22 protein-coding genes are annotated in these 21725 nt (G+C 67.2%); 11 read left to right on the forward strand and 11 right to left on the reverse strand.

Features of this window, described 5'->3' with window-relative positions:
• Positions 1–25 precede the first annotated feature (25 nt).
• Positions 26–790, reverse strand: coding sequence for a type I methionyl aminopeptidase (gene map, locus O3I_RS26675; RefSeq protein ID WP_014986112.1), 765 nt, complete (start codon positions 788–790; stop codon positions 26–28).
• 100 nt (positions 791–890) lie between these two features.
• Between map and O3I_RS26680 the strand changes: the two genes are divergently transcribed.
• A complete protein-coding gene (locus tag O3I_RS26680) occupies positions 891–1154 on the forward strand; it encodes a helix-turn-helix transcriptional regulator (protein WP_014986113.1) in 264 nt (87 codons plus the stop codon).
• A gap of 209 nt (positions 1155–1363) precedes the next feature.
• On the opposite strand, the gene O3I_RS26685 is transcribed toward O3I_RS26680, so the two are convergent.
• Entirely contained in the window at positions 1364–1744 is a 381-nt protein-coding gene (locus tag O3I_RS26685) for a PPOX class F420-dependent oxidoreductase (RefSeq protein ID WP_014986114.1), read from the reverse strand.
• A 112-nt stretch (positions 1745–1856) separates the two neighbouring features.
• Complete coding sequence (locus O3I_RS26690) at positions 1857–3020, reverse strand: epoxide hydrolase family protein (RefSeq protein WP_014986115.1); 1164 nt, start codon at positions 3018–3020, stop codon at positions 1857–1859.
• Between the two features lie 555 nt (positions 3021–3575).
• Here O3I_RS26690 and O3I_RS26695 point away from each other — a divergent pair.
• Positions 3576–4106: a TetR/AcrR family transcriptional regulator gene (locus tag O3I_RS26695; protein WP_014986116.1), complete on the forward strand. Its 531-nt coding sequence runs from the start codon at positions 3576–3578 to the stop codon at positions 4104–4106.
• Positions 4107–4374: 268 nt separating this feature from the next.
• On the opposite strand, the gene O3I_RS26700 is transcribed toward O3I_RS26695, so the two are convergent.
• Positions 4375–5169 carry an enoyl-CoA hydratase/isomerase family protein gene (locus O3I_RS26700; RefSeq protein ID WP_014986117.1) on the reverse strand — a complete coding sequence of 265 codons (795 nt, stop codon included), beginning with the start codon at positions 5167–5169 and terminating at the stop codon, positions 4375–4377.
• Complete coding sequence (locus O3I_RS26705) at positions 5166–6182, reverse strand: TIGR03617 family F420-dependent LLM class oxidoreductase (protein WP_014986118.1); 1017 nt, start codon at positions 6180–6182, stop codon at positions 5166–5168. Before O3I_RS26705 ends, O3I_RS26700 begins: the two co-directional genes overlap by 4 nt.
• 128 nt (positions 6183–6310) lie before the next feature.
• Between O3I_RS26705 and O3I_RS26710 the strand changes: the two genes are divergently transcribed.
• The 7 genes from O3I_RS26710 (at position 6311) to O3I_RS26740 (ending at position 11077) form a co-directional block, all read left to right on the forward strand.
• Complete coding sequence (locus O3I_RS26710; RefSeq protein WP_041562892.1) at positions 6311–6811, forward strand: GNAT family N-acetyltransferase; 501 nt, start codon at positions 6311–6313, stop codon at positions 6809–6811.
• Between the two features lie 87 nt (positions 6812–6898).
• Positions 6899–7291: a VOC family protein gene (locus O3I_RS26715; protein WP_014986120.1), complete on the forward strand. Its 393-nt coding sequence runs from the start codon at positions 6899–6901 to the stop codon at positions 7289–7291.
• Between the two features lie 101 nt (positions 7292–7392).
• Complete coding sequence (locus O3I_RS26720; RefSeq protein ID WP_014986121.1) at positions 7393–8067, forward strand: cysteine hydrolase family protein; 675 nt, start codon at positions 7393–7395, stop codon at positions 8065–8067.
• Between the two features lie 384 nt (positions 8068–8451).
• Positions 8452–8982, forward strand: a complete 531-nt coding sequence (locus O3I_RS26725) for a GtrA family protein (protein ID WP_041562893.1) — start codon at positions 8452–8454, stop codon at positions 8980–8982.
• Between the two features lie 22 nt (positions 8983–9004).
• Positions 9005–9649 carry a formylglycine-generating enzyme family protein gene (locus tag O3I_RS26730; protein ID WP_141692017.1) on the forward strand — a complete coding sequence of 215 codons (645 nt, stop codon included), beginning with the start codon at positions 9005–9007 and terminating at the stop codon, positions 9647–9649.
• Positions 9650–9793: 144 nt separating this feature from the next.
• Positions 9794–10075, forward strand: a complete 282-nt coding sequence (locus tag O3I_RS26735; RefSeq protein ID WP_014986124.1) for a hypothetical protein — start codon at positions 9794–9796, stop codon at positions 10073–10075.
• A gap of 42 nt (positions 10076–10117) precedes the next feature.
• Positions 10118–11077 carry a helix-turn-helix transcriptional regulator gene (locus O3I_RS26740; protein ID WP_014986125.1) on the forward strand — a complete coding sequence of 320 codons (960 nt, stop codon included), beginning with the start codon at positions 10118–10120 and terminating at the stop codon, positions 11075–11077.
• Positions 11078–11175: 98 nt separating this feature from the next.
• Here the strand turns inward: O3I_RS26740 and O3I_RS26745 are convergent, their stop codons facing one another.
• The 3 genes from O3I_RS26745 to O3I_RS26755 all read right to left on the reverse strand — a co-directional run bounded on the left by O3I_RS26745 (position 11176) and on the right by O3I_RS26755 (position 16359).
• A complete protein-coding gene (locus tag O3I_RS26745; RefSeq protein WP_014986126.1) occupies positions 11176–11703 on the reverse strand; it encodes a hypothetical protein in 528 nt (175 codons plus the stop codon).
• Positions 11704–11881: 178 nt separating this feature from the next.
• Positions 11882–15499 carry a cobaltochelatase subunit CobN gene (gene cobN, locus O3I_RS26750; RefSeq protein WP_014986127.1) on the reverse strand — a complete coding sequence of 1206 codons (3618 nt, stop codon included), beginning with the start codon at positions 15497–15499 and terminating at the stop codon, positions 11882–11884.
• Between the two features lie 419 nt (positions 15500–15918).
• Entirely contained in the window at positions 15919–16359 is a 441-nt protein-coding gene (locus O3I_RS26755; protein ID WP_014986128.1) for a nuclear transport factor 2 family protein, read from the reverse strand.
• A gap of 202 nt (positions 16360–16561) precedes the next feature.
• Between O3I_RS26755 and O3I_RS26760 the strand changes: the two genes are divergently transcribed.
• Together O3I_RS26760 and O3I_RS26765 are read left to right on the forward strand one after the other, a co-directional pair.
• Entirely contained in the window at positions 16562–17158 is a 597-nt protein-coding gene (locus O3I_RS26760) for a DUF4352 domain-containing protein (protein WP_063632279.1), read from the forward strand.
• Positions 17159–17238: 80 nt separating this feature from the next.
• Positions 17239–18555, forward strand: a complete 1317-nt coding sequence (locus O3I_RS26765; protein WP_041562894.1) for a nitrite/sulfite reductase — start codon at positions 17239–17241, stop codon at positions 18553–18555.
• Between the two features lie 245 nt (positions 18556–18800).
• On the opposite strand, the gene O3I_RS26770 is transcribed toward O3I_RS26765, so the two are convergent.
• The 3 genes from O3I_RS26770 to O3I_RS26780 are packed head-to-tail and all read right to left on the reverse strand — an operon-like array spanning position 18801 to position 21559.
• Positions 18801–19241: an NUDIX hydrolase gene (locus O3I_RS26770; protein WP_014986131.1), complete on the reverse strand. Its 441-nt coding sequence runs from the start codon at positions 19239–19241 to the stop codon at positions 18801–18803.
• A gap of 6 nt (positions 19242–19247) precedes the next feature.
• Complete coding sequence (locus O3I_RS26775) at positions 19248–20501, reverse strand: DegT/DnrJ/EryC1/StrS family aminotransferase (protein ID WP_041562895.1); 1254 nt, start codon at positions 20499–20501, stop codon at positions 19248–19250.
• Positions 20498–21559, reverse strand: coding sequence for a Gfo/Idh/MocA family protein (locus O3I_RS26780; RefSeq protein WP_202804882.1), 1062 nt, complete (start codon positions 21557–21559; stop codon positions 20498–20500). The genes O3I_RS26775 and O3I_RS26780 overlap by 4 nt, the downstream gene beginning before the upstream one ends.
• Positions 21560–21725 lie beyond the last annotated feature (166 nt).

A 21725-nucleotide genomic window follows, 5' to 3' on the forward strand; every position in this document is an offset into this window, starting at 1 on the left:
CTGCGCCACTCGCCTTTTCGCGAACTCAGGCGGCGGTGAGCACTTGTGGACCGGACTCGGTGATCGCGACGGTGTGTTCGGAGTGGGCGGTGCGCGAACCGTCGGCCGAGCGCAGGGTCCAACCGTCGGGATCGGTGAAAATGCGGTCGGTGGTGCGGGCGAACCAGGGTTCGATGGCGATGACCAGGCCGGGCCGCAACCGGTAGCCGCGACCCGCACGCCCGTGATTGGCCACGTGCGGATCCTCGTGCATGGTGCGGCCGAGCCCGTGACCACCGAATTCCGTGTTCACGGGATAGCCGTAGTCGCGCGCGACCCCGGAGATGGCGGCGGAGATGTCGCCGATGTGCTTGCCGGGCACCGCGACCGCGATCGCCGCCGCGAGCGCGTCCTCGGTGGCCTGGATCAGCCGCAGGTCCGCCTCGTCGGCGGTGCCGACCACGATCGTCCTCGCCGCGTCGGCCACCCACCCGTCGATGCCGACCGCGAGGTCCATGGTCAGCACATCCCCGTCACGCAGCCGGTAATCGAACGGAAGGCCGTGCAGCACAGCGTCGTTCACCGACAGGCAGACGGTGTTCCGGAAGGGGCCGCGCCCGAACGAGGGCGCGTAGTCCCAGTAGCAGGATTGCGCGCCGCGCCGCCGGATCCGCTCGCGCACGTGCGCCTCCAGCTCGAGTAGGTTCACCCCGACCTCGGCCAGCACGCGCAACTCCGCGAGCACCTCGGCGACGAACTGCCCGGTCACGCGCATCCGGGCGATCTCGTCCGGCGTCTTCAGCTCCACCATGAGCTTCCCTTCGGTATTAAAATACCCAACATGAACGGTATTTTAATACCAAATCACCGGGGACTTGCGGTATTTAAATACCAACACTAGCCTGCTTCCCATGGTCCGTCTCCCATTGACTCCGGCTCAGATCGACGCAGGCCGCCGCCTCGGCGCCGCCCTACGCGCCGCGCGCGCCGAGCGCGACCTCACCGAAGTCGCTCGGACAGCAGGCATTTCACCGGAAACCCTGCGTAAGATCGAGACCGGCCGCCTCCCCTCCCCCGCCTTCGGCACCGTCGTCGCACTGAGCCTGGTCCTAGACCTGCCCCTGCAAGACCTCGCGGACACCTGGCGGGCAGCAGGCCTCGCCGAGTCGGCCTGAGTCCGCAACGGGCGTGCCCATTTCGCCCCAGCCCGGGGCGTGAGCAGCGATGAGCCGGACGCGGGTTGGCGACGATCGTAGGCCATGCGGCGAATCACTCCGCGAATCCGCCACCGTATCGGTGATGGGCTCGACCGAGTATCAGCAGTGAACAGTGCGACCAATCGGCGGTGGCGGGGCGCCGCGGGAAGGACACCTGTGACCGTCCATCACGGGGTCTGCGCGATGGCGAGGCCGACGGAACCGTCCGCGCCGCGAAACAGCTTGTGCAACTTGATGACCAGGGTGCCGATCAGTCCGTACTCGCGCGCGACGAGGTCGCGTACCCGCTGCGTGCCGTCGGCGTCGAGGATCGTGGCGGTGCCGGCGAACACCTCGTCGCCTTTCGGGCGTCCCCGCGCATCCGAAACCTGTAGCGTCACTGCGGGATTGCGCCGAATACGCTTGACCTTCCAGGTTTTCGGGTTCGTCCACACCACGATGCGATCCCCGTCCGAGGCGACCCACACCGGCGTGCCGACGGGCGTCCCGTCCTTCTTGTAAGTGGTCAATAACGCGAACTTGCTCGCGCCCAGCTCATTCCAAGTCATAGGGAAACCGTAGGTCGCCGGGCACACCCGGACATCCGCTCGGCGACTCGCCCGCACGTACGCGCTGCGACGTACGCGGGGCGGGGCGCACCCACGCGCCCCGCCGACCGGTTCAGCCGCGATACTTGCGAAAGAAGGCGCGGACATCGTCGAGGAACAACGTCGGCTGTTCCAAGGCCGCGAAATGCCCGCCCGAGGTGTACTCGGTGAAATGCTCCAGGTAGCCGCCGGGGTTCATCACCCGCCGCATCAGCGGGCTGGTGTTGAAGATCGCCCACCCTTGCGGGACACCCGACGGCGCCGCCCACGCTATGCCCGAATGCGCGGTCTCCCAAAGGAATTGAGCAGCCGAAGCGCCGCTGCGGGTGAACCAGTAGATGCTGATGTTCGTCAGCAGCACATCCCGGTCGATCCGTTCGCCGGCAGGCTGCCCCGGATCGGTCCACGCCTGGAACTTCTCCGCGATCCAGGCCAGCTGCGCGATCGGCGAATCGGTGAGCGCTGCCGCGATCGCGTTCGGCTGCGTGGATTGCAGCACCAGGTACCCCTTCTGTTCGGCCCAACTCGCCCGCGCCTCCTCGATCGCGGCGAGGTCGTCCGCGCTGAGCCCCTCCGGGATCGGCAGCTGCTCGCCGACCAGCCCGAGCGTGCCCTGATCGCTGTTCACATGGGTCGCGATCACCCGTTCCGGATACACGGCGGCCAGCCGCGAGGTCACGCCCGCGCCGATGTCACCGCCCTGCGCCACGAACTTCTCGTACCCGAGCCGGGTCATCAGCTCGGCGAACGCGTCGGTCGTGCGGGCCAGCTCCCACCCGGTCGAGGCCAGCGGCGTGGAGAAGCCGAACCCCGGCAGCGACGGAATCACCACGTGGAACGCGTCCGCCGGGTCACCGCCGTACGCCGCCGGATCGGTCAACGGTCCGATCAGATCAACGAACTCCACCACCGACCCGGGATACCCGTGCGTGATCAACAGCGGCACCGCCCCCGCCACCGCCGACCGCACATGAATGAAATGAATCGTCTGCCCGTCGATCTCCGTAGTGAACTGGTCATACGCATTCAGCTTCGCTTCCTGCGCCCGCCAATCGAATTCGTCACGCCAGTACGCCGCCAACTCCGCGAGATAGCTCGGCGCGATCCCCCGCCCCCAATCCCCCTCGGTCCCCGGCACCACCACCGGCACCCGCGCACTGCTCAACCGAGCGTGCAGGTCATCCAACTCGCCCTGCGAGATCTCGATACGGAAGGGATGAATCGCTGTGTTCGTCATGGGCACCAGCCTCCACCCCATTGCGGAAGACCTGCTTCCGCAATACAAACCTTCTTCCAGATTCCTCGGTCGAGCGCGATGCTCAGAACTCACGCACTAGCCGGTGGCACCTCCGGCGGTGGCGTCCTGGGTCCATGCGGTGTCTCCCTCGCGGTCAGGACTGCTCAGGCCTTCTCGGTGGGCAACCCGGCGACAATGCCGGTCATCTGCGGCGTCACGCCGGCCGAAGGACTGCGGCCATCGCCGCATTCGTCTCGTCGATGTTCGCGGTCGGACCGCCGATATCTGCTGCGCTGCCTGAATCCGAGGCCGTGGGGCGAGCACCAGGACTGGTGGGTGGGGGCGCTGCCCCTTCTGCGGTTCCTCATCGGGTCGGCCGCCGCGGATAGAGCGGCGTTGACCTGGGCTTCGCCGTAGGCGCGACGCGACCGCCCGCTGGCATCGGCCGCCGCGTCGATGTGCCGGTAAAGCGCGGTGGGGGCCTATTATTCGGAGGTGACCTCGGATGCGCGGGCTCGGCCGGGGCGGCCTCGGGATGCTGAGAAGGATCTTGCTGTGTTGGGGGCGGCGCGGCGGTTGCTGGCGGAGGTGGGGTATCAGCAGACGACGGTGGTGGCGATTGCGCGGCGGGCCGGGGTGAGTGCGCCGGCGATTTATCGACGCTGGCCCAGCCGGGAGGCGTTGCTGGAGGAAGCGGTGCACGGACCCGGCGGGCATCCGCTGCCGGTGCCCACCGGTGATTTGCGTGCGGACCTGGGGATCTGGGTGCGGATCTTTCTCGCCCGAGCGGCGAGTCCGGCGGCGCGCGCCGGGGTGCCCGGATTGCTGGCGGATTCGCAGACCGAGGAGGCGCGCCGCAGGTTGCTCGCGATCGGCGCGCCGGTGCGCGCGGCCTTCGCTGAACTGCTCGAGCACGCGTTCACCAGCGGCGAACTGACCGAGCGGGCAGACCCGGATGTCCTGTTCGAAATCCTCTCCGGCACGACGACTTTCCACGCGCTCGTGCGCGGCGGTGATGAACAGGACGGATTCGCCGACGCGCTCGCCGCAGCGTTGTACGTCATTGCCGCGCAACGCGAAACCTGACGAGGCGCCGAGCTCACAGACCCCGGCTGACGAGCCGACAGCCAACTAGCAAACGAGCCATCAGCCCCAAGCCGACGGGCCAGCGAGCTGTCCAGCCCACGAGTAAGTCCCACGAACCACCGAGCCACGAGCTGCGAGCTGCGAGCTGCGAGCTGCGAGCCCACGCGACCAGCCGCCAGCCCACGCACCCACGCACCCACGCACCCACGCACCCACGCACCCACGCACCCACGACGAGTATCGCGCGCCACAGCGAGGACCCCCACATCTACTCCCCCGCCGAAAACCGCACCGCCCAACGAGGTTCCCGCCGCTCCAGATACGCCCGCACCCCTTCGACAGCGTCGGGTGAGCCCATCACCCGGTGGTGCAGTTCGGTTTCCAGTTCTGCCACCTGCTCTGGACCGAACCCGTGCCGGGCGGTGTCCCAGAGCAGTTTCTTGCACAGGGCCGCGGAGGTCGGGGAGACGTTGGTGGCGATGTCGTGTGCCAGGGTGAGGGCGGCAGGCAGGACTTCGGCGGCGGGCAGGGAACGGCTCGCGAGGCCGAGGCGTACCAGTTCGGGACCGTCGAGTTTGCGGCCGGTCAGCAGGATTTCGGCGGCGACGGCGGCGCCGGCGATTTGTGGAATCGTCCAGTGCGCCAGGGCATCCGGTACCAGACCGAAACGGACCTGCGGCACGGCGTAGGTCGCGTCGGTGGCGGCGATGCGGATATCGGCCTGCATCGCGAGGGTGCAGCCGATGCCGATGGCGTGGCCGTTCATCGCCGCGATCACCGGCTTGCCGAGATCGAACGCGGGCGGCACCACCGGTGACGCACTGAAACTCGGGTCAGCACTGGCCGCGAACGTGTCCGCGCCGCCGGACAGGTCCGCGCCGGCACAGAAGGCCGGTGGTGTGCCGGTGAGCACGACGGCGCGCACCGCGTCATCGGCGTCGAGGGCACGGTAGTACTCCCCCAACGCGATTCCCATCTGCTTCGTGAACGCGTTGCGGCGCTCGGGTCGATGCAGCGTGAGTATCGCGACGCCGTCTTCGACCCGGAGCAGGACCTCGCTCACGCGGCACCGCCCTGTAAGGCCCGAATCAGGTCCGCGACATGCGAATTCGAGACGGGATAACCGGGAAAGTAGCAGCACACCCGCTCGGCGACCGCCTCGAATCGGTCCAGGATCGACGCGGCGCAGTCCTCAGGCGTGCCGTGCACGGCGAGGGTGGTGAGCATCGTGTCATCGATCAGACTCGCCATGGTGGCCCGAGCACCTTGCTTGGACAGAAGATTCAGCTCGGGTTGCAGATCCGCCCACCCCTCGACCTCCAGCACGGGCCGATAGGCGGGCGTGGAACCGTAGAACGCCAGCAGTTCCCGCACCCCCGTCGCCGCGGCGGCCAACTCCTCGTCGGTGCGGCCGACGCCGACGATGACCTGCGGGTAGATCCGCAGATCCGCGGACGTCCGTCCAGCGCGGGCCAGACCGTCGGCGACGGCGGGCAGTGTCCGTTCCCGAAAGTGCCTGGCGCTGTTGAACGGCATCACCAGCAGACCGTCGGCGACCTCGGCCGCGGCCCGTGTCATCCGCGGGCCGAGCGCACCGAGACAGACTTCGGGCGGGCCGTACGGGTTCGGTCCGGGATCGAACATCGGCGGCATCAGTGTGTGCGTGCTGAACCGTCCCCGAAAGCGCAACGGCGACCGCCCTTCCCAGGCGTCGAAGATCGCTTTGATCGCGAGCACGATCTCGCGCATCCGCGCCACGGGTTCGGACCACTGTGCGCCGTAACGCTTCTCGATATGCGGACGCACCTGCGAGCCGAGACCGAGGCGGAATCGCCCGCCGCTCAGGGTTTGCAGATCGTAGGCGGTGTGCGCGAGATGTAAGGGGCTGCGCGGCAGCGCGATCGCGACATTGGACATCAGGTCGGTCCGCACAGTCGCGGCGGCCAGCGTCAGCGGCACGAAGATGTCGTTGGGACCTTCGAAGGTGAACAGACCGTCCGCCCCGAGGCCTACGAGTTCCCGCGCACGGTCCGCGACCTGCGTCAATCCTGCGTCCAACCTCAGATCGACCTTCATCGCATTCCCTCACCGCCGCACCCTACGCACAATTACGTTAGAGCATGTTACGTAATTGAGCCCGCCCGGACCTGACATCGGGGGCAAATGCGTTGCGCGGCACCCGTCGGGTGATCGACCATGCAGCGATGATCAACACGCGACGCCTCGCCGGCGACGACTGGCAGATCTTCCGGGACGTGCAGCTGGCCGGGTTGCTCGAAGCCCCCTACTCCGCGAACCTGACGCACGCGCAGGCCACCCAGCGCACCGAAACCGATTGGCGGCACAAGCTTTCCGAACGAACGCTGTTCATCACGACGGTCGACGACGAACCGGCCGGCCTCGCGGGCGGTGAACTCGGCGAGCACCCGGAAACGTCCACCCTGGTCTCGATGTGGGTCGCCCCGCAGGCGCGCGGTCTGGGCGTCGGCGACGCGCTGGTGCGCACGGTGCTCGAGTGGGCCCGCGGCCAGGGCCATCGGCGGACCCTGCTCTGGGTGCTGGACGGCAACGAACCTGCCGAGCGTCTCTATCTCCGGCACGGTTTCCAGCGGACCGGGCGGCGTCGAGCGATGCCCCGGGACGAGTCCCTGATCGAGGTCGAGATGGCACTCGACCTGGCGTCCGCCCCATTCGCCGCACGGTAGCCAATCTCACAAAGATCGAGGCAGCGCCGATTGCCGCCATACGGTAATTTACCTTTCCAAATGGCTGCGGGGATCCAAGGAGTCGGTATGCACTTCGGCGGGATGGCGTTGCTGGTAGACGACGTGGATGCGACAGTGGCGTTCTACGAGGCAGCCTTCGGTCTCGGACAGGTGTTCGCCGACAGCGACGGCACCTTCGTGGTGCTCGGCCGCGGCGGCTGGTCGGAGGGGCCCACCGCGCCCTATCTCAGTGTCGAACACCGGCGCAAGATCGAGGACTACACCGAACCCCGGCACGCCGACGGTTTTCGCGTGCTGCTCGAAACCGACGACGTGGACGACGCCTATCGCCGGGCGGTCGAGGCCGGCGCGCGCAGCGCTTTGGTCCCGACGACCCGCCCCTGGGGGCAGCGCGTCGCTGCGGTCATCGACCTGAACGACGCCATCGTGGAGATCAACGGACCCGTCACACCGGACTGACGGGCCGGAATCCGCACCCGCGCCTGCCGTTTCGCGACGCCGTCGGCCCTGCCGTCCTACCCTCGAGACAAGGGTTCCTCGACGCGCACGGGAGGACGCCGATGGTCGAGACCGCAGTGCTCATGATCGACTTGCAGAACACCTACATCGCCGACGACGGCGTCCGTGCCGCACTGGGCTGGCCGCCGATCTGGCGCCTCGACGCGGTCGTCCGCGAATGTGCCGAGTTGGCCGAACAGGCGCGGCGGCAACATTTCCCACTCATCTACTCCCGCATGATCGCCGGGCAGTCCGGCTTGATCGGCACCGGCCCGCGACCGCGCAGACATCTGCAGCACCGCCGCCATCTGGTCCCGAAAGTGTCTGCCGAGCAACGCGAGTGGAAGACCCGCATCATGGACGACGTCGCGCCGCGCCGCGGCGACGTGGTGCTCACCAAGACCAGGCACAGTTTCTTCGCCTACACCGAACTCGAGCCGCTGCTCCGCACTCTCGGCGCGCACCGCCTCGTCGTCGCGGGCTTGCAGACCAATGTCTGCGTCGAGGCCACCGTGCGGGCCGCGCTGGAACGCAATTTCGACGTCGCGGTGCCCGACGACGCGGTCAGCACGGACGGCCCCGCCCTGCACTACGCCTCCCTGGACGCCATGCGGGTGCTGTACGTCGAGGTGGCGCCGTGGCGGGAACTGCTCGCGCCGGACGCGCCGTGGGATCGCGCGTACACCACGCCCGACTACGGCCGCGATCCCGAATACTGGCGCAGCCCAACGGCTTAACGCACCGGGCCCACAACGAGGGCCGCAGCCGACGGCTGAGGCCCCTCGTGGTTGTACCGACCGGTGTCCGAGCCACTTTTCTCTGGGCCCCGGCCTCGATACAAAACACTCTCACATTTCCGGGCGTTCGGCGCACCGAGCGCGAGTGCAACTGTGACCAGCGGCGCATGTGCATCTGTACAGTCGGCCCACACGGCTCTGACCTGGGGAAATAGATGAGAGCTATCCGAGTGAATATAACGGAAAGATAACGGCTCGGCATGATCGTTTTCATATCGTGCCCTTTGAAACACGAGATCCGTTCTCCCGCAAACGCACTCGCGAAACGATCGAGAACCCGGCGGCGGTGGCAGCGGTCCGCCCGCACTCGGCTAACCTGGCCCGATGTTCTTGGCCCAGATTGTCGCTGCCCGCGTGCCGAGCCGAATGCTGTCGGCGTTCGTGCGCAACGCGGAGCTGCTGAAGTTTCTGACCGTCGGAGCGATCGCCTTCGTCACCACCTCGGTGCTGTTCTTCGGACTGAAATGGACCGTCCTGCACGGTAAGCCGGTCACCGCCAACATGGTCGCCGTGCTGATCGCGACGGTCGTGTCCTACGTCCTGAACCGCGAGTGGGCGTTCACCGCACGCGGCGGACACGAGCGGCGGCACGAGGCGGCACTGTTCTTCGTGGTGGCGGGCATCGGCATGGTGATCAACCAGCTGCCGCTCGCGGTGTCGAGCTACATCTTCCAGCTCCGCGCGCCGCACGTGTCGGTGGTCACCGAGAACATCGCCGATTTCGTCAGCGCGACGATCATCGGCACCCTGCTCGCCACGGTGTTCCGCTGGTGGGCCATGCGCAAATTCGTGTTCCCGCATCAGGTCGAGCCCGAGCTGGAACGCGACGGGGCGATTCCCGAGCTGCGTGCCTGACCTGCGCGTGGACCCGCACACGCTGATCACTGTGCCCGCGGGCACGGTGCGGCTGGCGGATCGGCGCACCCAACGCCAGTGGACCGTCGATATCGCGACCTTCCGGATCGGCGCGGTCCCGATCACTCAGGAACGCTATGCCCAGGTCACCGGGGAACGGCCGAGCAGTGCGCCGGGCGAGCGCAGGCCCGTCGACGGCGTCTCCTGGTGGGACGCGGTGCGCTGCTGCAATGCCCTGTCCGAACAGGAGGGCTTGCGTCCCGTGTATCGCATAGCCGACGAGGACATCGAGTGGGACACCACCGCCGACGGCTACCGGCTGCCGAGCGAGGCCGAATGGGAGTACGCGTGCCGCGCGGGCAGCACCGGCCCGCGCTACGGCCCGCTCGACGACATCGCCTGGTACCGAGGCAATTCCGGCGACCGGATGCACGAGGTCGGCGGTAAGCGGCCCAACGCGTTCGGCCTGTTCGACATGCTGGGCAACACCTGGGACTGGTGCTGGGACATCTACGACGCCGAGGTCTACGGCTCCTACCGGGTGCTGCGCGGCGGCGGCTGGTTCGACGAACACTGGAGCTGCCGGGCGGGGGTGCGCCGGCGCAGTCACCCGAGTTTGCGCCTCGACGATGTCGGCTTCCGGGTCGCGCGCACCATAACGCCCTGATCGGACATTCCCGACAGGTTCCGCCGTACGCTCCACGAAATCGTCAGGGCCGCACATACTGTCCGGGACAAGCATGGCTATCTCCCAGACAACGCGCCCGTGACATCGCATCCGGTGTCACATCGACCCTAAGCGAGCGTATTCATGGTCATCATCGCTGTGCACGACGCCCTCCTCGCCCAAATCGGTAACCCGACACCGGAAGCGCCGCCGGTTTCGGACAAGATCCTGCAGATGGTCCGCTACCTCACCTGGCTGGTGCTGCTGTCCGGGGTCTGCGGAATCACCTTCGCCGGTGGACGATTCGCCTGGGAGAAGTGGCAGGGCGGCGCGTTGGAGTCGCCGAAGATGATCGCGGACGCGATGATCGGCGGGGTGGTCGCCACGAGCGCGGGCACGATCATGAACGCGGTGGTCGGCAGTTGATCGCGGAAGGAAGTTTTCCGCGATTGCTGCGATGATCGACCGATGTTGGAGACCTCCGCACGATTGCTCCGGCTGTTGTCGCTGCTACAGCTGCATCGGGACTGGACCGGTCCCGCGCTCGCCGCACGACTCGAGGTGTCCACCCGTACCATCCGCACCGATATCGAGCGACTGCGGACCCTGGGCTATCCGGTGCACGCGACGCCCGGTGTCGCGGGTGGCTACCGGCTCGGCGCGGGCTCCGCGCTGCCGCCGCTGCTGCTCGACGACGACGAGGCCGTCGCGGTCGCGGTCGGGCTGGCCACCGCGGCGAACGGCGCGGTCACCGGGATCGAGGAAACCTCCGTCCGCGCGCTGGTGAAGTTGCAACAGGTGCTGCCCGCACGGCTGCGGCACCGGGTCGCCACGCTCACCTCGGCTACCGTGCACGCACCGGAATTCCAGCGCACCACCGTCGACGCCGCGGTGCTCACCGCCGTGGCGGGCGCGATCCGGGCGAGCGAGCAGTTGCGGTTCGACTACGAGACGCACGCCGGGACGCCGTCGCGGCGCGCGGTCGAGCCGCACCGGATGGTGCATTTCCGCGGGCGGTGGTATCTGGTCGCCTGGGATCCGGGACGCGCCGACTGGCGCACCTTCCGGGTGGACCGGATCGTGCCCAAGACGCCCAACGGTCCGCGGTTCGCGCCGCGCGAGATGTCCGAAGCCGAGATCGCTGACCGGGTGCAGCGCGGCGTCGGGGCCGCGACCTGGCGCTATCGTGCGACGGTGCGCATGGCCGCGCCCGCGCCGGAGATCCGGGCGAAGCTGCCGCCCGCGGTGTCGGTCACCGCGGACGGGCCGGATCACTGTGTGGTGCAAGCGGGTTCGGACAACCCGCGGATGCTCGCGCATTATCTCGGATTGGCCGACGTCGATTTCGAGGTGCTCGACGGTCCGGAACTCGTCGAGCAGTTGCTGGCGACCGCCGAGCGATTCCGGCGCGCGGCCGGTGCCGAGTGAAACGTCGACGCAGCACAATTCGATGAAATAGCGAAACCCGACCGGATCGGCACATTGGACCGATCGCGACCGGGTTTCGCTAGTCCGGCGATTACCTACTAGGGCTGGTTGGCGCCCGCGATACCGCCGATGATGCCACCGATGATGCAGCCGGGGATGGCCCCGATAATCGCGAAGATCAGCCCGATCAGGAAGCCGATCGCGCATCCTATCAATACGCCCGCGACGGTGGTGCCGGCGTCACCGATGAATTGCGGCGCGCCCAGTTCCGGGACCGCGGCCCCGACCGGCTGCAGCGTCAAAGTGGTTGCGGCGGCGTCGACCTGCGGCGCCACCCGAACCTGCTGCCCCGACACCGACTGCATCGTGGTCGGCACGGTGGCGACCAGCGAACCGTCCGGCGCCACGACGGAGATGCCCTGATCGGGCGTGAGCACGAACTTGCCGGAGGCGAGCGTGACGGTCGCGCTCGAGTGATCCGGTGCGACGGAGGCGGTGTAGGCCACCCCCTGATCGACGCCGCTGATCGCGTCGGCCACCTGTACCTCACCGTGCGCGGTGGCGGCGGCGACACCGGTCGCGGCGATGGTGAGGGCGGCGGTCGCGACGAATTTCCTGATATTCATAAGGCTTTCCAATCATCTAGCCGATTCGATTGGCGTTTCCTCGGCAAACGGCCGTGGAAACACCATCGATCATGCGCTCTCGGCAATGATGTTGTCGAGAGCGTTCGGTAGATCGAATTGCCCTGGAAGATCAGTGATTTCGAAATTCCCCCGATAATTGGGGGGTTGCTTTTCCGGACTACTCCAATTCGCCCTCGGTCTCCAAATAGACCTGCCGCAACCGATCCAGTGTCGCCTGCTCCGGCCGCTCCCACAAGTCCCGCTCGGCCGCCTCCAGCAGCCGTTCGGCAATGCCGTGCAGGGCCCACGGGTTGGACTGCTCCATGAACTTGCGGTTCACGTCGTCGAAAACGTAACTCTCCGCGAGCTTCTCGTACATCCAGTCGGCGACCACATTGGTGGTGGCGTCGTAGCCGAACAGGTAGTCGACGGTGGCGGCCATCTCGAACGCGCCCTTGTAGCCGTGCCTGCGCATCGCCTCCAACCAGCGCGGATTGACCACCCGGGCACGGAACACCCGTGAGGTCTCCTCGGACAGCGTCCGGGTGCGCACCGCGTCGGGGCGGGTGCTGTCGCCGATATAGGCCTCGGGGTTCTTCCCGGTCAGCGCACGGACCGTGGCGACCATGCCGCCGTGGAACTGGAAATAGTCGTCGGAGTCGGCGATATCGTGCTCGCGGGTGTCGGTGTTCTTGGCGGCCACCGCGATTCGGCGATACGCGGTGCGCATGTCGTCGGCCGCGGGCGCGCCGTCGAGATCGCGGCCGTAGGCGTAGCCGCCCCAGGTGGTGTAGACCTGCGCGAGATCGTCGTCGGTGCGCCAGCTCTTGGCATCGATCAGCTGCAGCAGGCCCGCGCCGTAGGTGCCCGGCTTGGAACCGAAGATGCGGGTGGTGGCGCGGCGGGCGTCACCGTGCTCGGCCAGATCCGCGGCGGCATGGGCGCGCACGTAATTGGACTCGGCGGGCTCGTCGAGCTCGGCGACGAGCCGGACCGCGTCGTCCAGCAGCGCCAGCACGTGCGGGAAGGCGTCGCGGAAGAAGCCGCTGATGCGCACCGTGACATCGACACGCGGACGGGCCAATTCGTCCAGCGAGATCACCTCGAGCGTGGTGACCCGGCGGCTCGCCTCGTCCCAGACCGGCCGGACACCCAGCAGGGCAAGGACTTCGGCGATATCGTCGCCGGAGGTGCGCATCGCCGAGGTGCCCCACACCGACAAGCCCACCGAGCGCGGGTACTCGCCGTGATCGGCCAGGTAGCGGGCCAGCAGCGAATCCGCCATGGCCTGACCGGTTTCCCAGGCCAGCCGCGAGGGGACGGCCTTCGGGTCGACCGAGTAGAAATTGCGACCCGTGGGCAGCACGTTGATCAGGCCGCGCAGCGGCGACCCGCTGGGACCCGCGGGAATGAACCCGCCGTTCAACGCGTGCAGGACGCGCTCCACCTCGACCCCGGTCTGCCGCAGGCGCGGCACGACTTCGGCTGCGGCGAAACGCAATACCGCGCGCACCGCCGTCAGCTCGCGGTCTGCGGTCGCGCCCGCCGCCGCGAACTCGTCGACGATCCGGTCGACCGCGGCCACGGACCAGTCGGCGGCCTGCAACGCGGCGACCAGACCGCGCGCCTGCTCCTCCACCACATCGACCCGGCCACGGGCCTCGGTGCCGGACTCGTCCAGCCCCAACGCCTCCCGCAGGCCGGGCACGTTGCGTTCACCACCCCACAGCTGGCGGGCGCGCAGCATGGCCAGCACCAGGTCCAGCTCGCTCTCCCCCGCCGGCGCCTGGCCGAGGATGTGCAGGCCGTCGCGGATCTGCACGTCCTTGATCTCGCACAGCCAACCGTCGACGTGCAGCAGCATGTCGTCGAAGACGTCCTCGTCCGGGCGTTCGGCCAGGCCCAGATCGTGGTCCATCTTCGCCGCGCGCATCAACGTCCAGATCTGCTGCCGGATGGCGGGCAGCTTGGCCGGGTCGAGGGTGGAGATGTTGGCGTGCTCGTCGAGCAGTTGCTCCAAACGCGAGATATCGCCGTAGCTTTCGGCCCGTGCCATCGGCGGGATCAGGTGGTCGACCAACGTCGCGTGCGCCCGGCGCTTGGCCTGGGTGCCCTCGCCGGGATCGTTCACCAGGAACGGGTAGATCAGCGGCAGATCGCCGAGCGCGGCGTCGGTGCCGCAGGACGCGGACATGCCGAGCGTCTTACCCGGCAGCCACTCCAGGTTGCCGTGCTTGCCGAGATGCACCATCGCGTCGGCGCCGAAACCCTCCGCCGCGCGCAGCCATTGGTAGGCGGCGAGATAGTGGTGGCTCGGCGGCAGGTCGGGATCGTGATAGATGGCGACGGGGTTCTCGCCGAAACCGCGCGGCGGCTGCACCATCAGCGCCACGTTGCCGAAGCGCAATGCGGCGATGACGATCTCACCGTTCGGGTCGGCCGAGCGGTCCACGTACAGCTCGCCGGGCGGCGGGCCCCACGCCTCGATCACGGCCGCGCGCAAGTCGTCCGGCAGGGTGTCGAACCAGGCCGCGTAGGTGGCGGCGCCGATCCGGATCGGGTTGCCCTCGAGCTGTTCTGCGGTCAGCCAGTCCGGGTCCTGGCCGCCCGCCGCGATCAACGCGTGGATCAGGGCGTCGCCGTCCTGTTCGTCGAGACCGGGGATCTCGCCGGGCGCGCCGAGATCGTAACCGGTCTCACGCATTTCGGTGAGCAGACGGATGGCGCTGGCCGGCGTGTCCAGGCCGACCGCGTTGCCGATGCGGGCATGTTTGGTCGGGTACGCGGACAGCATCAGGGCGATGCGCTTACGGGCGGCCGGGATGTGGCGCAACCGCGCGTAACGCACCGCGATACCGGCGACGCGCGCCGCGCGCTCGGCATCGGGGACGTAGGTCGACAGGCCGTCGGCGTCGAACTCCTTGAACGAGAACGGAACCGTGATGATCCGTCCGTCGAACTCGGGCACCGCGACCTGGGTGGCCACATCCAGCGGGGACAGCCCGTCGTCATTGGCCGCCCACTGCTCGCGTCCGCTGGTGAGGCACAAGCCTTGCAGGATGGGCACATCCAGGTCGGCGAGCGCACCCACGTCCCACGCTTCGTCCTCGCCGCCGGCCGAGGCGGTGGCGGGCTTGGTACCGCCCGCCGCCAGCACCGTCACCACCAGCGCGTCGGCCTGCCGCAGGGTCGCGAGCAGTTCCGGTTCAGCGGTGCGCAGCGACGCGCAGTACAGCGGGAGCGGGCGGGCGCCGGTGTTCTCGATCGCCTGGCAGAGGGCGTCGATGTAGCCGGTGTTACCGGCCAGATGCTGTGCGCGGTAATAGATCACCGCGACCGTCGGAGCGTCCGCCGGAACCGCCACCCCCGGAGTCCGTTCCAGCACACCCCAACTCGGCAACTGCACCGGCGGCTCGAAGCCGTGGCCGGTCAGCAGCACCGTATCGGACAGGAAGTTGTGCAGCTGGCGCAGATTCGCCGCGCCGCCCGCCGCGAGATAGTTGTGCGCGTCCGCGGCGACACCGCCGGGCACCGTCGAACATTCCATCAGTTCCGCGTCCGGCGCGATCTCGCCGCCGAGCGCGACCATCGGCACCCCGCTGTCGCGCAGCGCCGCGAGCCCGTCCTCCCAGGCGCGCTTGCCGCCGAGGATGCGCACGATCACCAGATCGGCGCCGTCGAGCAGCGCGGGCAGATCGTCCACCAGCAGCCGGGCGGGGTTACCCCACCGGTAGTCGGCGCCGCTGGCACGAGCACTGAGCAAATCGGTATCGGACGTGGACAGCAGCAGGATCACAGGTGGCAGCCTTCCTCGGGTGACGCGCCCATCGGGTGTTCGCTGCTCGCTGCCGAGGGTCGGCAGCCAGCGGAGCCGGCGGAGTGGGCAAGCCCAGAGGGTCTGGCTTTCACAGTGGCGCGACCGCACCGGATTTGCACCGGTTTCCTCGTCACCCGCCGAGCCTTGGGATGCTACCCCGCGCGTCGCGGCGCAACGCACCGAGGTTGGCCGTGTTCGCCGGGATCGGCGGGGCTGCGAAACGTGCGGGGTCTGCGCGTTTCCCGTCACTGGCCTCGTCGCGCAGTCCGGCCGGATGCCTCCGCGGTCAGCTCGTCGCCTCGCAAGGCGGAGGAGGAGCCGATACCGGGTTGTCTCGGCGACGCGGCCAGGCGCCGAGCTGGACCGTGGCGGCACCGGATGGGACTTCGAGGCAGGGCCTAAGCGAGGTCGGCGTTGCCGTCGATCACCTTGAGGCGGTAATGAAAGCGGCTGACCCGCCAGCCGTCCGGTGTGCGCACCGTCCCGATGTCGTAGCTGCCGACAAAGGTGCGTGTCTTGCCTTGTGTCGCCGACTCTTTCACGTGCACCGCGATCGCGTCCGCGTGCACGTCCGCGACGTCGCCGCGCACATCGACCAGATGATTTCCCGACTGATGGTGCACCGCGTCCAATTCGCCGAGACCCACCCGCCAGTCTTCGACGATCTCGACCGCCGCCCGCTCCGCGACCCCGCCGCCGAATCCCCCGTCGAAATCCACCTTCGCCGTGAACACCCGGTCCACCAGCTCCGACCATTTCCCCTGATCCGTGAAAACGAACATCCGCGTCACCACATCGATGATCGCGGCCCGATCGGCCACCGTCGCACTCTCAGACATACCCCCACCTAACCACCGCCCCGCCCACTGCGCCGATCGAACCAATCCGAAGCCGCGCCCGCCAGCACCCGATTTCGAATCGGAGGATTTGTGAGCTGTAACACAGCAATGTGCAACCGCTATGAATCAGCTACGCGTCGACCGTAGCCAGATTCAGCTGTCGCAGGGGGACATCTCTGCGGCAATTTCGGAAGGACCCGCTTTGACTGCTCCACAAACACCCCAGCCGTGGCAAGGGCCGGCTACACCGCCGCCGTACGGACAGCCGGGCTATGCGCCGCCGCGGCGGCGACGCATCTGGCCGTGGGTATTGCTCGGTGTATTCGTGCTGATCGCAGCGCTTTTCGTGGGCTGTATCGCACTGGTTTCCAACGAAGTATCGAAGGTCGACGACAAGCGCACCACCACCGAACCGGCAGGCACCGAAGTTCGGGACGGCAAGTTCGCGTTCTTGGTCACGGGGGTCGATCCGCCGGTCACCACCGTCGGTGACAACGAATTCCTGAAAGAGGACGCGCAGGGTGAATTCATCCTGGTGCGTGTCGACGTCAGCAATATCGGCAGCGAACCACAGACCTACTTCGCCGACAACCAGAAACTGATCGACGACCAGGGACGCTCGTTCACCAACGACACCGCTGCGGAACTGGCGGTGAATCCACAGCTCATCGGTGAGATCAATCCCGGCAACAAGGTGGCGGTCACGATCGTGTTCGATGTGCCGAAAGGCACCGCTCCGGCGGCGATCGAGTTCCACGATTCGATGTTCTCCGGCGGGGTCCGGGTGGCGTTGAAATAGTGCCACGGCGGCACCGGGCGGCGTACGCGCCGGCCGGTGCCGCCGCGCTGTGCCGGGCGGTTTCGTAGGCTGGGGAGACTATGACGCGACGGGTTCCGGATTCCTGCCCTGGGGTGCTGCGGCTGCACGAGGCGGCGGACGGGCCGCTGGCCCGCATCCGGGTGCCCGGCGGGCGGATCGAACCGGCGCAATTGCAAGTGCTGGCGGAAGCGGCACGCGACCTCGCGGACGGGAATCTCGAACTCACCTCGCGCGGGAATCTGCAGTTGCGGCAGGTCCGGGACGCGGCGGCGCTGACCGAACGGCTCGACGCGGCCGGGCTGTTGCCGAGCCGGACGCACGAGAGGGTGCGCAATATCGTCGCCTCCCCGCTGTCGGGTCGCATCGGCGGAACCTCCGACGTGCACCGGTTCGTGCCGGTGCTCGACGCGGGGCTGCTCGCGGCACCCCGGCTCGCCGATCTGCCCGGGCGAGTGCTGTTCACGCTCGACGACGGGCGCGGCGACGTCAGCGCGTTGAGCGGCGACATCGGCGTACATGCCACGGGCACAGACGAATTCGCGCTGGTGCTGGCCGGCGCGGACGCCGGCATCCGGATCTCCGCGGCCGACGCGGTGGACGTCGTACTCGCCGCGGCACACGCCTTCCTGGACCTGCGCGGCGACGAGGCCGGGCAGTGGCGGCTGCACGACATCGCCGACGGCGCCGAGCGGGTGGCCGAGCACCTCGGCCTCGACCGCAGCGCCGAGCGCCTGGAATTCGGTGCCGCCCAAGATATTCCGATCGGCTGGCTGGATCAGGACAACGGATCGGTCAGCCTCGGCGCCGGAGTGCGGCTGGGTTCGCTGCCCGCCCGCACCGCCGAATTCATCGCCGCGATAGAACGTCCCGTCTTCCTCACCCCGTGGCGCAGCCTCGTCATCGCCGACCTCGACGAATGGGCGGCCGAACAGGTCGTCCGAGTACTCGCCCCCATGGGCCTCATCTTCGACGCCAACTCCCCCTGGCTACAGGTCAGCGCCTGCGCCGGCCGCCCCGGTTGCGCCAAAGCACTGACCGACGTCCGCGCCGACGTCACCGACGCGATCGAGTCCGGCCGAGTACTAGCGCCTGCGAGCGACCCAGCGGTCCAGGCCGATTCGCCCGCCGCCGATCCGCCCGCCGCCGACGCGTCTGCCGCCGCGGTGCCCGCGCACGCCGATCCGCCTGCCCACGCCGATGCTCCCGCGCCCGGCACCGCAACCGATTCTCCCGCGCACCAACCCCTCTCGCTGAACGCCGCCGACGTGACCGTCGCAGGCCGCCAACACTGGTCCGGCTGCGAACGCCGCTGCGGCCGTCCCCGCGGCGAAGTCACCGACATCATCGCCACGGAATCCGGCTACCGCATCGACTGAACCACCGCTCTCGAAGCGCCCCGGCATTTTCGGTCGCGACGCGTAGAGCATCGTTGCCACCGTTCAGTCCTCCTTCGCCGAGCCGATACAGGAGCTGGCACTTGCCGAGAGCACGGTGCTCAGCACCCTATCCAGCCTCCGGCCTATCGCCGCGCGCCACCCCGACAACCTGGTTATATACGAAGATTTCGACCGCGTTGATGCTGACAGCGAAGCGGGCCACCGGCAGCTACTCCTGCGGTGCGTCAAACAGTCCGATGCCTGTGCAGCACTTCTTTCACTGCATCGGTGACTGGAGGCTCGTCGGCCAGGCTCGTCCAGGTGTAGGCGTCGTGTTCGGTCAACTCGACCGGTTCGGGATCGATCACGTCGACGGTGAAGTTGAATTGCCGGCTTTTCTTGCCGCTTCCGGACTGATAGTCGAACGTGCCCAGGTACTTTCGGATATTGGTGATGTCGAGGCCGGTTTCCTCTTTGACCTCCCTGATCAGGGCGTCGTCGAGGGCTTCACCTGGATCGACCTTGCCGCTGGGCAATTCCCAAATTCCGCCCATGAAGTCGTTGGCTGGTCGTTGCAGCAGCAGGATCTTGCCGTCGTGTGCGACGACCGCGCCGACGACAAGTTGTTGCACCTTGTCGCGCTCGGCTTCGCTGGTCAGCGTCTCCAGCAGTGTGGACTCGATCATCAAACTTCATCCCTTCAACTCGGTGTGGTGTTCGGTGACTTTGCGGATGGCTTCGATGTAGCTGTCGACCAGCGGCAAGTCTTCTTCGCTATGCCAGACCGGCAGTTTCAGCGTGGTGTTGTGGATCTGCTCAGCGCGCGGATAGTCGCCGGGCGCGTAGGCCAGTTTGCCGCTAAGTGCCGGAAACAGCGGCCCCGGCTCCTGGAACAGCGGCAGCAGATTCAGTGGACAGGTCGAGCCAGGACGATCGATCTCGGCGCAGCCTTCGGCCAGCAGCGCCGAATGGAAGCGTTCCACGGGCACCTCGTCGAAGGAGTCGGCGTCGTACTGCAAAGCGAGTCCGTACCAGGACGATCGAACATCTGGTTCGTCCCGCGGCATCGTCAAGCCGGGCAATTCATCGAGCCCTTCGGCGATGTAGTCAGCTATCCGCTGACGGCCATCGAGATAGTCGTCGAGATGCGAAAGTTGTTCCAGTGCAATTGCAGCGGCCAGCGGATGGATGCGATGTTTGAGGCCCATGCCGGTGACTGCGAAGCGGTGAAGCTCCCTGTCGGAGGGGATCTCGCTGCGGCAGCGCTTGTTGTATTGCCCGTGCAGCAGCACTCGATGGTAGACGTCGTCATCATCGGTCAGCACGAATCCACCTTCACCAGCGGACAGCGGCTTCGGTCCATTCATGCTGAACGCCGCTGCGTGCCCGAAGGTGCCGACCTTCTTGCCGCCGACACTTGCCCCATGCGCATGAGCGGCGTCTTCGAGCAGGTGCAGCCCATACATTTCGGCGAGCCCTTTCAGGGCCTCGATTTGGGCAGGCATTCCCCACATGTGGTTCACCGTAATGGCTTTGGTGCGGTCGGTGATCCGCCGCGGCACCTCGTGCGGATCGAGATTGCCGCTGGCATCGCAGTCGGCCAACACCGGCGTCGCACCGAGATGCAGCAGCGGGGTTGCAGTGGCGAAGAAGGTATACGCAGGCACGATGACTTCATCATCTAGCCCGATCCCGCACGCGGCATACATCGAGTACAGCGCTGCGGTACCCGAGCTGGCGAGAATTGCATGCCGAACGCCGAAGTAGTTCTGTAAGGCATCCTCCAACTCGGCGACCACGCCGGAACGGTTGTAGATGGAGATGCCATCATGCAATTGATCGAGCACCGCGCGTACGGTGGCATCAGTAACCGGTGGCCACGAAAAATGCTGTACTGCAGTGTCGATGACTGGATTGCCGCCGAGAAGAGCCAGTTGAGAGGTCACAACAACTCCTGAGGGTTGACGGAGGTACGGGTACGAGCAGCCTCGTAGCAGGCGGCAACGAAGGCCATGTGCGCCAGGTTGTCTTCCGGCCCACTGAGATTCGGTCGAGTGCCTTCGATTACGTGATGGAAGTAGTCGATTTGGCAGGCCGCAGCGGTAGGCCAGGCTTGCTCGCGTCGCAGTGATTCGATTACTTCACCGCCGTTGGTCAGCCGCCGGATGCAGCCACGCTCCAAATGCACGATGCCCTGCGAGCCAACCAACCGGATCTCCTCGGCTTTTGGACCGACGAAGCGCGACAGCAGCAGCGAGCCGTACAGACCGCTCTCGTACGAGAAATGCACGAGTGCAGTGTCTTCAGCGTCATAGTGGCGGTCGGGCCGGGCGCGGACGGATAGATCGGCCGTGATGCTGTCCGGCAGGCCGAAGTACCACAGAATCAGGTCGATCAGGTGGTAGCCCATGTCGATGACACAGCCGCCTCCGGCCTTGGCCGTGACGCCACGCCATCCGTCGGATGGGTCTTCCACATGGACTGTGTAGCGGGCGTCCACCAGGAACTGTGTTCCGATCTGATCGGCGAGTTGGGTGAAGCTCTTGTAGATCGGGTTGAAGCGACGCTGGAGAGTGACCATCAGCTGGATGCCGGCCTGTTGACATAGTCTGGTCAGCTCGAGGGCCTCGACCAAGCTGGTGGCGAATGGCTTCTCTTTCAGCACGTGCACTCGATGTTCCGCCGCCGCTTCGATCACCTTTCGCCCGACATCGTGCGGCACGCAGACGATGACGAAGTCGAGTTGCTCGGCGGCGAGCATCTCCCGGAAGTCGGTGTAGCCAGACACCTGATACTGCTGTGCCTGTTTGGCCACGACCGCCGCATTCTCATCACAGACCGCAGCAAGCTCAGCAGAGTTCGATGCGAGCACCCCCGGCAGATGGTCCTCCACCGCCTGGTGCCCGAGGCCGATGACGCCGGCTCGTAGCACTTCTCCGCACTCCGCGGCGAGCCCGGTTGTGCGCCAGGACGGTTCGATTTCAGATCTCGTGACGCCGAGCACTGGCCCAGTGCCCGTTGTGCCTCGGATCGATTCGCACGATCTCATTGAATCCCCCAGATGGTGAGGCGGTGCCCGTAATGGTCGATTTCCAGAATTGACGCCGACGAGACGAAAGAAGAGGGCAAGTTACGGGGCAGAGGGCGGTCCGACCGTGTCCGTTCAGCGC

Source organism: Nocardia brasiliensis ATCC 700358, assembly GCF_000250675.2.
In the GTDB taxonomy this organism is placed as follows: domain Bacteria; phylum Actinomycetota; class Actinomycetes; order Mycobacteriales; family Mycobacteriaceae; genus Nocardia; species Nocardia brasiliensis_B.

Coding starts and splice junctions, on each gene's coding strand:
- O3I_RS26740 (WP_014986125.1), top strand. CDS start 10,118: ATGTTGGAGACCTCCGCACGATTGCTCCGGCTGTTGTCGCTGCTACAG.
- O3I_RS26685 (WP_014986114.1), bottom strand. CDS start 1,744: ATGACTTGGAATGAGCTGGGCGCGAGCAAGTTCGCGTTATTGACCACT.
- O3I_RS26755 (WP_014986128.1), bottom strand. CDS start 16,359: ATGTCTGAGAGTGCGACGGTGGCCGATCGGGCCGCGATCATCGATGTG.
- O3I_RS26720 (WP_014986121.1), top strand. CDS start 7,393: ATGGTCGAGACCGCAGTGCTCATGATCGACTTGCAGAACACCTACATC.
- O3I_RS26680 (WP_014986113.1), top strand. CDS start 891: ATGGTCCGTCTCCCATTGACTCCGGCTCAGATCGACGCAGGCCGCCGC.
- O3I_RS26725 (WP_041562893.1), top strand. CDS start 8,452: ATGTTCTTGGCCCAGATTGTCGCTGCCCGCGTGCCGAGCCGAATGCTG.
- map (WP_014986112.1), bottom strand. CDS start 790: ATGGTGGAGCTGAAGACGCCGGACGAGATCGCCCGGATGCGCGTGACC.
- O3I_RS26770 (WP_014986131.1), bottom strand. CDS start 19,241: ATGATCGAGTCCACACTGCTGGAGACGCTGACCAGCGAAGCCGAGCGC.
- O3I_RS26705 (WP_014986118.1), bottom strand. CDS start 6,182: ATGAAGGTCGATCTGAGGTTGGACGCAGGATTGACGCAGGTCGCGGAC.
- O3I_RS26715 (WP_014986120.1), top strand. CDS start 6,899: ATGCACTTCGGCGGGATGGCGTTGCTGGTAGACGACGTGGATGCGACA.
- O3I_RS26690 (WP_014986115.1), bottom strand. CDS start 3,020: ATGACGAACACAGCGATTCATCCCTTCCGTATCGAGATCTCGCAGGGC.
- O3I_RS26765 (WP_041562894.1), top strand. CDS start 17,239: ATGACGCGACGGGTTCCGGATTCCTGCCCTGGGGTGCTGCGGCTGCAC.
- O3I_RS26735 (WP_014986124.1), top strand. CDS start 9,794: ATGGTCATCATCGCTGTGCACGACGCCCTCCTCGCCCAAATCGGTAAC.
- O3I_RS26745 (WP_014986126.1), bottom strand. CDS start 11,703: ATGAATATCAGGAAATTCGTCGCGACCGCCGCCCTCACCATCGCCGCG.
- O3I_RS26710 (WP_041562892.1), top strand. CDS start 6,311: ATGATCAACACGCGACGCCTCGCCGGCGACGACTGGCAGATCTTCCGG.